Annotated in this window: 7 protein-coding genes; 5 read left to right on the top strand and 2 right to left on the bottom strand. The window is 44.6% G+C overall.

The window, feature by feature from the left end; genetic code table 11:
• On the bottom strand, positions 1-1,944 hold the full coding sequence (dxs, locus tag BLW31_RS00545; RefSeq protein WP_010536688.1) for a 1-deoxy-D-xylulose-5-phosphate synthase: 1,944 nt from the start codon (positions 1,942-1,944) through the stop codon (positions 1-3).
• A 519-nt stretch (positions 1,945-2,463) separates the two neighbouring features.
• Here dxs and BLW31_RS00540 point away from each other — a divergent pair.
• The 5 genes from BLW31_RS00540 (at position 2,464) to BLW31_RS00520 (ending at position 10,574) form a co-directional block, all read left to right on the top strand.
• On the top strand, positions 2,464-3,453 hold the full coding sequence (locus tag BLW31_RS00540) for a GSCFA domain-containing protein (RefSeq protein WP_010536689.1): 990 nt from the start codon (positions 2,464-2,466) through the stop codon (positions 3,451-3,453).
• A complete protein-coding gene (locus BLW31_RS00535; RefSeq protein ID WP_010536690.1) occupies positions 3,429-5,918 on the top strand; it encodes a bifunctional UDP-N-acetylmuramoyl-tripeptide:D-alanyl-D-alanine ligase/alanine racemase in 2,490 nt (829 codons plus the stop codon). The genes BLW31_RS00540 and BLW31_RS00535 overlap by 25 nt, the downstream gene beginning before the upstream one ends.
• Positions 5,919-6,063: 145 nt before the next feature.
• Positions 6,064-6,285 (top strand): Sec-independent protein translocase subunit TatA/TatB, encoded by a 222-nt coding sequence (locus tag BLW31_RS00530; protein WP_008760985.1) that lies wholly within the window; start codon positions 6,064-6,066, stop codon positions 6,283-6,285.
• A 6-nt stretch (positions 6,286-6,291) separates the two neighbouring features.
• The gene (gene tatC / locus BLW31_RS00525) at positions 6,292-7,119 is read left to right on the top strand and encodes a twin-arginine translocase subunit TatC (RefSeq protein ID WP_010536691.1); all 828 of its coding nucleotides are present in this window, start codon (positions 6,292-6,294) and stop codon (positions 7,117-7,119) included.
• Positions 7,120-7,202: 83 nt separating this feature from the next.
• Positions 7,203-10,574 (top strand): AAA domain-containing protein, encoded by a 3,372-nt coding sequence (locus BLW31_RS00520; RefSeq protein ID WP_074759430.1) that lies wholly within the window; start codon positions 7,203-7,205, stop codon positions 10,572-10,574.
• 370 nt (positions 10,575-10,944) lie between these two features.
• On the opposite strand, the gene BLW31_RS00515 is transcribed toward BLW31_RS00520, so the two are convergent.
• Positions 10,945-12,462: an MFS transporter gene (locus tag BLW31_RS00515; protein WP_029425304.1), complete on the bottom strand. Its 1,518-nt coding sequence runs from the start codon at positions 12,460-12,462 to the stop codon at positions 10,945-10,947.
• Between the last annotated feature and the right edge of the window lie 174 nt (positions 12,463-12,636).

Below are 12,636 nucleotides of genomic sequence, written 5' to 3'. Positions count from 1 at the left end.
TCAGTTCGTTAATTCTTTTATTTTGCTCATGCTGGGCAGAAGCTCACATTGTTTCAGCAGTTCCTTTGTTATACTGTCTTCATCCATTCCGCAGAGCTGATATAGCTCGGGTATCGTACCATGTTGCACGAATTTATCCGGAATTCCGATGCGTTTGATGGTCGGGGTATATGCATGGTCGGCCATAAATTCGAGTACGGCACTTCCCATTCCTCCCTGAATCGTTCCGTCTTCTATGGTGACGATGTGACGGAATTTTCGGCCTGCTTCATGCAGCAGTTCCTCATCCAGTGGTTTGAGGAATCTCAGGTCATAGTGGGCGATGCTTTTTCCTGATTCTGCTTCGGCACGGGCGATGGCATTGGCTGCTTTATTTCCGATAGGACCTATGCTGATGACAGCCACATCCTTTCCATCTTTCAATTTTCGTCCTTTGCCTACGGGAATTTCTTCGAGCGGGCATTTCCAGTCGACCAACACACCGCGGCCACGTGGGTAGCGGAGTACGAACGGACCTTTGTCCGGCAGCTGTGCCGTGTACATCAGTCGCCGTAATTCATGCTCATCCATGGGGGAGGCGATGGTCAGATTAGGTATCGGGCGCAGATAAGCCATGTCGAATGCACCATGATGCGTCGGACCATCTTCTCCTACCAGGCCCGCACGGTCGAGGCAGAGAACTACAGGAAGGTTCTGAATAGCTACATCATGGATAATATTGTCATAAGCCCGTTGCATAAACGATGAATAGATGTTGCAGAAGGGGAGCAAACCATCCTTCGCCATTCCTCCGGAGAAAGTGACGGCGTGACCTTCGGCAATACCTACGTCGAAAGCCCGTTTGGGCATCTTAGACATAAGAATGTTCATCGAACAACCGGAAGGCATGGCGGGTGTTACACCTACAATTTTCGGATTAGATTCTGCCAATTCCACTAATGTATTTCCGAAGACGTCTTGAAACAGGGGAGGCATTCCTTCCGTATTAGCCACAAAACGTTCTCCGGTGATAGGGTCGAATTTGCCGGGAGCGTGCCATTCAGTAGCGTGTTTTTCGGCAGGGGCGAATCCTTTTCCTTTAATCGTGTGGAGATGCAGTATTTTGGGACCTTTCAAGTCTTTAATGTCGCGCAATACTCGTGAAAGGTTCTTTATGTCGTGTCCGTCGATAGGACCGAAGTAGCGGATGTTCATCCCTTCGAATATATTCTGTTGCTGGGCAGCCATTGATTTCAGACTATTGCCGAAACGGATAAGTGCTTTGCGGCGTTCGTCGTTCAGGATACCGAGCTTGAAAAGCAGGCGGGAAGCCTTGAAACGCAGTTGGTTGTAGCGGTTCGAAGTTGTCAGGTTGAACAGGTATTGTTTCATTCCACCGACACTACGGTCAATGGCCATATCATTATCATTCAGTATGATAAGCAGGTTGTTCGGGGTAGTTGAAGAATTGTTCAGTCCCTCAAAAGCCAGTCCTCCACTCATCGAACCATCTCCGATAATGGCTATCACATGGCGTTGGTCGTCTCCCTTTCTGGCAGCAGCAACAGCCATGCCGAGGGCGGCAGAGATGGAATTAGAAGCGTGTCCGCAGGTGAAGGTATCGTATTCGCTCTCTTCAGGAGAAGGGAAAGGACGAATGCCTCCCAGTTTCCGGTTAGTGGAAAATGCTTCACGCCGTCCTGTGAGAATTTTGTGGCCGTATGCCTGATGTCCTACGTCCCATACAATACGGTCATAAGGTGTATTGTAGACGTAGTGCAGGGCTACAGTCAGTTCCACAGTACCGAGGCTGGCAGCGAAGTGCCCCGGGTTGCAGGAGAGTTCTTTAATAATGTCTTGCCTTAATTCATCGCATACTTCCGGCAGTTGGTCTACTTCCAGACGGCGCAGATCATCAGGGCTATTGATTGAGTTTAGCAAGTTATATATCGGTTCATTCTTCATGATTCGAGAAAATTTGGTGCAAAAATACGAAAAAGAAAGCGGAAGCCCTTTCTTTTTGCTTAAATTCTTATTGTTAAAGCTAAGCTGCCGGAAGGAATCCCGTCGTTCACAGCTTTTTAAACCGGCTGGTTCGTATGAAGTATGTGGACTTAACTTGTTTATCCTTTATAGCAAACTTCTGCTTCGCAGGAAGATAAGTTATTTTCCTCCCATTCCAAAGTCTAATTGCAAGCTTTGTTTTTGTAATTGCAAGTTTTGATTATATAAACGCAAGCTTCGTTTTTATAATTGCAAGTTGCGTTTATAGATTTCTAACGGGTGAAGACACTTTTCCCTTAAGTCGAGTGATTCTTTTCCTTGCATGGAAGGTAACTTTCCAATTAATGGCTGACGTCGTAGCGAAGTGGCTTTAGGATGTTTGAGTAGAGAATATCATTATTTGTGTGCTGAAGATAAAATGGAATATCTTATCTTTGTCGTACTTTTGCTCTATAGAAACAATCGAAAGAAGGAGAATATATGGATTTTCAAACAAAGGTAGAACTGCCGACGGGTTCACCGCTTATCAGTCATTCAGAACGGATTCTTCTGATGGGTTCTTGTTTTGCTGAAAACATAGGCTCGCTGTTGGCTGAAAATAAGTTCCGTGTTGACATGAATCCTTTCGGGATTCTCTATAATCCGCTGTCTGTCTCTGCCGCTTTAGTGGAGATATTGAAGGGAAAGGTATATCAGGAGAAAGATTTATTCCTGTATAAGGAGTGCTGGCATAGTCCGATGCATCATGGTTCATTTTCCGCGTCATCTCCGGAGGGAGTTCTTCAAAAGATAAACGCTCGCCTGTCGCAGGCTCACCGTTCTGTTCATGAGCTCGACTGGCTGATGCTGACTTTCGGCACTGCTTACGTGTACGAGCAGAAAGGAACAAGGCAAGTAGTCTCTAATTGTCATAAACTGCCGGAAAGTCACTTCAACCGTCGGATTCTTTCAGTCGATGAGATCGTGAACGAGTATACCTCGCTTATTACCAGTATCGTTGCACGTAACTCCGGCTTGAAGATCTTATTCACGGTTAGCCCTATCCGGCATATACGAGACGGGATGCATGCTAACCAGTTGAGTAAATCGACGCTGTTGCTTGCAATCGACCGCCTGCAACAACGGTTTCCGGAACATGTATTCTATTTCCCTTCTTATGAGATTGTGTTGGATGAACTCCGTGATTATCGTTTCTATGCCGATGATATGCTCCATCCGTCACCGATGACTGTCCGTTATCTGTGGGAACGTTTTTCGGAAACCTTCTTTTCTGCTGAAACAAAGCAGCTGATTACTGCCGTAGAAGATATATCCAGAGACTTGTCACACAAGCCTTTTCATCCGGAGTCGGAAGCGTATCAACGCTTTTTAGGACAAATAGTGTTAAAAATCGAACGACTTAACGGAAAATACCCGTACTTAGACTTTCAAAAAGAAAAAGAACTATGTCATATACGATTGAATCCATAGCCGAATATATCGGTGCACGCCGTGTAGGAGAGTGCGAAGCGACGATTGATTGGCTACTTACAGATAGCCGCTCTTTGAGTTTTCCGGAAGAAACCCTGTTTTTTGCTCTGGCCACCAAACGTAATAATGGTGCACGTTACATCCCCGAACTGTATGACCGGGGAGTGCGCAATTTTGTGGTGACGGAAAAGGACTTTAAAAGAATGGAGAGCGGAGAGTGGAAATTGGAAGGTGATCTTAACTTTTTAATTGTAGCGAATCCATTGAAGGCTTTGCAAAAACTGGCCGAAGCCCATCGGGAGAATTTTAAGATTCCGGTAATCGGCATCACGGGTAGTAATGGAAAGACCATTGTGAAAGAGTGGTTGCATCAATTATTAAGCCCGGACCGCTGCATTATCCGTTCGCCCCGTAGTTACAACTCGCAGATCGGTGTTCCCTTGTCTGTCTGGCAACTGAATGAAGAAGCCGAACTGGGTATCTTCGAAGCCGGCATCTCCGAAATGGGAGAGATGGGAGCATTGAAGCGGATGATTAAACCGACTATCGGTATTCTGACCAATATAGGTGGTGCCCATCAGGAGAATTTCTTTTCATTGCAAGAGAAATGTATGGAGAAACTCACCCTCTTTAAAGATTGTGATGTAGTGATCTATAATGGAGATAACGAGCTGATCAGTAATTGCGTGGCAAAGTCGATGTTGACAGCACGCGAAATAGCCTGGAGTTGCAAGGATATAGAACGCCCGCTTTATATCAGTAAAGTGACCAAAAAAGAAGACCATACGGTGATCGCTTACCGCTATCTGGATATGGATAACATCTTCTGCATCCCTTTTATAGACGATGCTTCCATCGAGAATGCGTTGAACTGTCTGGCAGCTTGTCTTTATCTGATGACACCTGCTGACCAGATAACCGAACGAATGGCACGGCTCGAACCGATCGCCATGCGTCTGGAAGTAAAAGAAGGTAAAAATAATTGTGTTCTGATCAACGACAGCTACAATTCAGATCTGGCTTCCTTAGATATAGCGCTTGATTTTCTGGTACGCCGTTCCGAGAAGAAAGGGTTTAAACGAACACTCATCTTATCGGATATTCTGGAGACAGGACAGAGTACAGCTACGCTTTACCGTCGGGTGGCACAGCTGATTCAGAGTCGGGGCATTAACAAACTGATTGGTGTAGGAGCGGAGATTTCTTCGTGTGCCGCCCGCTTTGAAGGTACGCCCGAACGATATTTCTTTCCGGATACGGACGCATTGCTGAGATCAGGTCTTTTCAAATCCCTGCATTCGGAAGTTATCCTGATAAAAGGCTCCCGTGTGTTTAACTTTGATCTGGTGTCGGAAGAACTGGAACTGAAAGTGCATGAAACGATTCTGGAAGTCAATTTAGGCGCGATGATTGCCAATTTGAATCATTATCGTTCCATGCTCCGTCATCCGGAGACAAAAATAATCTGTATGGTGAAAGCTGCAGCTTACGGAGCCGGTTCATACGAGATAGCCAAAACGTTGCAGGAGCACCATGTCGACTACCTTGCTGTAGCTGTCGCCGATGAAGGTTCCGAACTTCGTAAAGCAGGTATCACCTCTTCTATTATCATCATGGACCCGGAGCTGACATCGTTCAAAACGATGTTTGATTATAAACTCGAACCGGAAGTATATAATTTCCATTTGCTCGACGCGCTGATTAAAGCTGCGGAAAAAGAAGGAATAACCAACTTCCCGATTCATGTGAAACTGGATACGGGTATGCATCGTCTAGGATTTTCCGTTGATGAAATTCCCTTGTTGATTCGCCGTTTGAAAAGTCAGAATGCAGTTATTCCCCGGTCGGTGTTCTCTCATTTTGTGGGAAGTGATTCGGCACAGTTCGACTTCTTTACCCGTCAACAGATTGAACTGTTCGAGAAAGGTTCTCAGGAATTGCAGGAAGCCTTTTCGCACAAGATTCTGCGTCATATCTGCAATACTGCCGGTATTGAACGTTTCCCCGGTGCACAGTTTGATATGGTACGCCTGGGAATAGGACTTTATGGAGTAAGCCCGATCGACAATTCGATTATCAATAATGTAAGTACGCTGAAAACGACAATCCTTCAGATTCGGGATGTACCCGAAGAAGATACGGTAGGTTATAGCCGGATGGGGCATCTGGCACGCCCTTCCCGCATTGCAGCTATTCCTATCGGTTACGCCGATGGCTTGAATCGTCATCTGGGACGTGGCAATGCCTATTGTCTGGTGAATGGCAAGAAAGCCCCTTATGTCGGAAACATCTGTATGGATGTCTGTATGATTGATGTGACAGATATCGATTGCAGAGAAGGCGACAAGGCTATCATTTTTGGTGATGACCTGCCGATAACCACTCTTTCGGATAAACTGGATACTATTCCTTACGAAGTGCTGACCAGTATTTCGAACCGGGTAAAACGAGTCTACTTTCTTTAATGGATAATGGACAATGGATTGGATAATGAATAAAAAACGAGTTGCACAATCATCTGCATAGCAAATTATCCATTATCCATTGTCCATTATCCATTAAAATAATTATCTTTGCACCAACTAATAAACCTCTATAATAAATAAACATATGACAAACTTATTATTATTAGGCTTTTTGCCTAGTGGCTCTGAATGGATCATTATTGCTCTTGTTATTCTTCTCCTTTTTGGTGGTAAGAAAATCCCCGAATTGATGCGTGGATTAGGAAAAGGAGTAAAGAGCTTTAAAGATGGCGTGAACGAGGCAAAAGAAGAAATCAATAAGGCAAAAGACGAAATCGACGCACCGGCAGATTCAGCTAAGAAATAATAAGCAATGGCAGAAATGACCTTCTGGGATCATTTGGATGAGTTGCGTCGGGTACTTTTTCGTGTTATCGGGGTATGGTTTGTATTGGCAATCGGCTATTTCATAGCGATGCCCTATTTGTTCGACCATATAATACTGGCGCCTTGCCATAATGATTTTGTATTTTACGACTTACTACGCTATATCGGTCAGAAATTCGATTTGACTGATGAATTCTTTACGCAGGAGTTTAAGGTGACGCTTGTCAATATCAATTTGGCAGCTCCTTTCTTTATACATATGTCGACAGCCTTCTGGATGTCGGTAGTGACAGCTATGCCTTATATCTTCTTTGAGGTCTGGCGTTTTATCAATCCGGCCCTTTATCCGAATGAACGGAAAGGAGTGAGGAAGGCATTGACCATAGGAACCGGTATGTTCTTTATCGGTGTGCTTATGGGGTACTTTATGGTATATCCGTTGACGCTCCGTTTCCTTTCTACCTATCAGTTGAGTTCGGAAGTCGAGAATATTCTGTCGCTCAATTCGTATATCGATAACTTTATGATGCTGATTCTCTGTATGGGGTTGGCTTTTGAACTTCCTTTGGTGACCTGGTTGTTGTCTTTGCTGGGAGTAGTCAATAAGTCTTTCCTGCGCAAATATCGCCGTCATGCAGTTGTCATCATCGTAATCGCTGCGGCTATTATCACTCCGACTGGCGACCCGTTCACACTGAGTGTGGTAGCTATCCCGCTTTATCTGCTCTATGAAATGAGTATTCTGATGATAAAGGATAAGAAAGAGGTGCCTGAATTGGAAGAAGAAGAGGAAGAAGGCGTGGCAAAAGTCTGATAAACCTAATTATTTATCGTTCGTTGCTCTACATCTGAAGAAGATATTCTTCAGATGTAATTTTTATCATGTACCTTTGTCGTATGGAAAATGAAGGAAGAGAATCTTATGAAATCCTTTTAGCTGTTTGTAAAGCAGATCATTTGCAACTGACAGTCGGTTACAAACAGATGCGCGATTTGCTCGAAAGGCTTTGTCGCTTACATATGCACAATGGGAGCTTGCAGATGACCGATCTTTCCGCACGAATTAGTTTTGTAGCGGCTAAAGTGGGGCTTTCTGCGGCAGAACAGAACAGGCTACATACCTTCCGGCTGACTTCCAATGCGATTCTGAACCGACAGCAGGAACCTACCCGTGAACATCTTCTGCGGGATGCGAAGACGTTGGCTTTCTTCATCCGTAAACTTTTTGAGGAAGATATTCCACAGGAACTGTATCAGTTGCTTCCCCGAACGGATGCCACTTATATCGTGGCTCCTCCGGCACACAAGCGCGTCCAGCGGATGCGTGTCTGTTTTCAGTATTCCGATGAGCAGTATCTGTATGTGACCCCTTTGGATGAAATAGCGGATGAACCGTTGCGCGTTCGTTATAATATTCCTCAGATAAATGAAGAATTTGCGGAGACTTGCCGGTTACTTTGGCGTCATGCACAACTCAACTTGCTGGATGTCTCTGTTGACGAAGCTGGCTTTCTCACCCCTTCGTTCATTGTCCTTGAACCGGACTACCTGATTGATATCAGTTCATTGGCAGAATGTTATCGGGATTATGGACATCATCCGGCAAACTATTTCCTTTCCCGCCTGCAGCCGATAGAGAATGCACGTCCATTACTTTTAGGAAATATAGCCAACCTTTTCCTCGATGAGTGGATACATGCAGAGGGAGAGGTCGACTATCTGAAATGTATGCGGAAAGCTTTCCGCCGTTATCCTATTGAGCTGGCGGCTTGTGCCGATCTGCGTGACCGGGAAAAGGAACGGCAGTTCTTTGATGACTGCAAACTTCATTTCGATCATATTCGTGAGACGGTGAATGACACCTTTCATGCAGCCGGCTATGAACTGGATAAAACGGATGCCGTGCTCGAACCTTCTTATATATGCGAAGCACTCGGTCTGCAAGGACGGCTCGACTATATGCAACGCGATATGTCTTCCTTTATCGAAATGAAATCGGGTAAAGCTGACGAATATGCGATTCGTGGAAAAGTAGAGCCGAAAGAGAATAATAAAGTGCAGATGTTGCTTTATCAGGCTGTTCTGCAATACTCAATGGGGATGGATCACCGGAAGGTGAAAGCCTATCTGCTCTATACTCGCTATCCATTGCTCTATCCTTCCCGTCCTTCGTGGGCAATGGTCCGTCGGGTGATCGATTTGCGCAACCGGATTGTGGCGGACGAATATGGTGTCCAGTTGCGGAACAGTCTTGAATACACGGCACAGAAGCTGGAAGAAATCAAGGCTTCCGTATTAAATGAGCGAGGGCTGTCCGGACGTTTCTGGGAAACGTATCTGCGCCCTTCCATTGATAACTTTCAAGAAAAACTGAGTTCTCTTTCTTCTTTGGAAAAAAGCTATTTCTATGCCCTCTATAATTTTATAACAAAGGAGCTTTATACATCCAAATCCGGTGATGTGGATTATGAAGGGTGTACAGGAGCAGCTTCTCTATGGCTTTCCACTTTAGCGGAGAAATGTGAATCGGGAGAGATTATCTATGATTTAAGAATTAAAGAGAATCACGCAGCTGATGAGCATAAAGCCCATTTACTGCTGGTACCGTCGGCACCTCCGGGAATGCCGGCAGAAGATGCGTCAGACGTCCTTCCTAACTTTCGTCAAGGTGATGCTATCGTACTTTATGAACGGAATTCGGATGCGGACAACGTTACTAATAAGATGGTATTTAAAGGGAATATCGACTTTCTGAACGAGAATGAAATCTGTATCCGCCTTCGTGCTACACAGCAGAATTCTTCAGTTCTTCCGTCTGATAGTCTTTACGCTATCGAACACGATGCGATGGATACTACTTTCCGCAGCATGTATCAAGGGCTCTATGCTTTTATGTCTGCTACCAAAGAACGTCGTGACTTGCTGCTTTCTCAGCGGGAACCACAGTTTGATGAGACATTGAATGCGCAGATAGCCGAAGCTGCTAATGATTTTCTCCGTATCGCCTTGAAAGCCAAAGCTGCAAAAGATTACTTCCTGTTGGTAGGCCCCCCGGGAACCGGCAAAACATCTTGTGCACTAAAAAAGATGGTTGAAACCTTTTATGAGGATGAAAATGCCCAGATTTTATTGCTTTCGTATACCAACCGTGCGGTTGATGAAATTTGCAAAGCCCTTTCCTCCATTCGTCCGGAAGTTGATTTTATTCGTGTAGGAAGCGAACTTTCATGCGACGAGAGCTATCGGGGGCATCTGATAGAAAATGAACTGGCTGCCTGTATGCGTCGTAGCGAGGTTTACGAACGTATCAACCGCTGCCGTATATTGGTAGGTACAGTAGCGTCTATCTCCGCCAAACCGGAACTTTTCAGACTGAAACATTTCAATGTGGCTATTGTCGATGAGGCTACTCAGATATTGGAACCGCAGCTACTGGGCATTCTTTGTGCCCGGGGAGAAAATGGGAAAGATGCCGTTGACAAATTTATTCTGATAGGCGATCATAAACAACTTCCTGCCGTCGTCTTGCAGAATTCGGAACAGTCGGAAATTTATGATGAATCCCTGTCCGCTATCGGGTTGAAGAACCTGAAGGATTCTTTGTTTGAAAGACTGTATCGTACAGTCCGCCAGCATACTGATGCTCATCATCTTTACGATATGCTTTGCCGTCAGGGGCGTATGCATCCTAAACTTGCTCTGTTTGCAAACCGTGCTTTCTATGAAGGCCGCCTGCTGCCTGTCGGGCTTCCGCATCAACTGGAAGACTCCGAACATATCGACCGACTGGTTTTCTACCCTTCGCAACCCGAACCGATGGGATCTTCCGCAAAGACAAACCGTTCGGAAGCACAGATAGCTGCCCGTTTGGCTGCAGATGTATATAAAGAACATTCAGAGACCTTTGATGCTTCCCGTACATTGGGAATCATTACTCCCTATCGCAGTCAGATCGCTTTAATCAAGAAAGAAATAGAGGCTCTTGACATCCCTGCACTGAATCAGATATTGATTGATACCGTAGAACGCTTTCAGGGAAGTGAGCGGGATGTGATTATTTATTCATTCTGTGTGAACTATCCGTATCAACTGAAATTCCTTTCTAATCTGACAGAAGAAGATGGAATTCTGATTGACCGGAAATTGAACGTCGCTCTGACGCGTGCAAGAAAACAAATGCTTCTGACAGGTGTGCCGGCTTTGCTTGAGCGTAATCCACTCTATAAAAGTTTATTAAAATTAATAGAGAGCCTTCGGATTATTGCGTAATTTTTGCAGTCGTTAATTTTTATTCTCTCTTTATGCAATTCATTAACACCTATTTGTTGAACAAACCCCTATCTTTGCAATACGTTTTTTTCATAGAGATTTAGATTTAAGGTTAGAAGAATTGTGGAAGTCGTGAGACTTCCCTTTTTTTCATCTTAACGTTTACTATCCTTCATTGTTTGAATGCACAATATGTTTTGTAAAATAGGCAGAATGGCTATGAAGAATAAGTAAACCTAAAAAGCCTTCTTCGTGAGAAGAGGCTTTTTTGTTTTTGAGCTTTTTTGAATAAATAATTGGTTAATAAAAACAGGAGGACAAACTCGTATGAGTCGTCCTCCTGTTTTTATTCTATATTATTATATTGGGATTAATCCAATACGATAGGTTTGTACTTAGGTACCAGTGCTTTCATGATTACCCAACCGATCAGGTAAGCAACTGCACATACGCAGAAGATGACGAAGTATCCGGCTGGTTTGCCTTCGAAGCCCATGAATGTCATGGCAGGATGTACAAATTGTGCTCCTTGTTCCAGCAGATCTTTTGTCATTTCCACTTCTTTACCGTCCAGCATCGTTGTTCCGGAAGCGTATACGAATAGGTTACCTGCTACTTTCTGTAGAATCATGGAGCCGATACCGCCGGCCATACCGCCAATACCTGTGATACTTGCAATCGCTGTTCTGGGGAACATATCACCGACAGTAGAGAAGATATTAGCTGACCAGGACTGGTGAGCTGCTCCCCCGATACCAATAAGGATAACAGGGAACCAGGGAGAGAATGTTCCCAAAGGCTGTGCCAGCAGTACTACTAGCGGGAAGAATGCGAAAATCAGCATCGCTTTCATACGCGCTGCATAAGGATTCATACCAGTCTTGTTGATAAAGATAGTAGGAAGCTTACCACCGTAGATTGATAACATGGTGATTGCGTAAAGTGTGAAGATCAGTCCCATTCCCAGAGGATCAGATGTTTTGATGCCAAATTGAGAATTCAGGTAAGACGGAGTCCAGAACAGGAAGAACCACCATACCCCGTCAGTCATGAATTTGCCAAAGACAAATGCCCAAGTCTGTTTGTAACTGAAACATTGCCAGAATCTCATCTTTTTCTCGTCTTTTTCTTCAGTCTTCGGACCGGCACCGGCTTCATTCTGGTCTTGTTCGATATATTCAAGCTCGGCTTTGTTTACGTATTTGCTCTTTGAAGGAGCATCATACATAAATACCCAGAACCCCATCCAGATAAAGCCGAGTCCACCAATAACGATAAATGCCATTTCCCAACCAAAAGCCTTAGCAAGGATAGGAATTGTCAACGGAGCGATCAAAGCACCGATAGAAGCACCGGCGTTAAAGATAGAAGTAGCGTAGGCACGGTCCTTCTTAGGGAAGTACTCGGCAGTTACTTTAATAGCAGCGGGGAAGTTACCGGCCTCTCCGAGAGCAAGTATACAGCGTGCAGCCAGGAAACAATACATACTGACAGTAGCGATTGTCACAACAACGTCTCCGGTAGCTCCGGCCAGTTCGGCAGCACTGTGAAGTCCTACCTGAGCTTCTGTAACAACACCGCAAACGGCGTGAAGGCAGGCACCGGCAGACCATACACCAATAGCCCAAAGGAATCCTTTCTTCGTTCCCATCCAGTCCACAAAGCGACCGGCAAACAACATACATATTGCGTAAACAATAGAAAATACGGAAGTGATAGTACCGTAGTGCGATTCATCCCAGTGAAATTCCGGTTTGATAAATTCATCCCAGGTCAGCGAAAGTACCTGGCGGTCGAGATAGTTAACTGTAGTAGCAAAAAATAGCATCGCACAGATCGTCCATCTGTAGTTTGTCATCTTTTCGCCTGTTTTTTGAAATGCATTCATGATAATGGATTTAAATAGATTTTGATTTGCTGACAAAGGTCGGTATTTCAGCTGATTTTTTTTTGTAATAATTGGTCAAAATCATGTATAATTCGTTGCATTATACATATAATTTGTACATAGTAATGTATTATCGTAACATTTGGTCTCTTTGGGGGAAGAATATGACAAATC

The sequence above is a fragment of the Bacteroides faecis MAJ27 genome (assembly GCF_900106755.1).
GTDB lineage: Bacteria > Bacteroidota > Bacteroidia > Bacteroidales > Bacteroidaceae > Bacteroides > Bacteroides faecis.
This window is presented reverse-complemented; position numbering and strand designations above follow the sequence as displayed.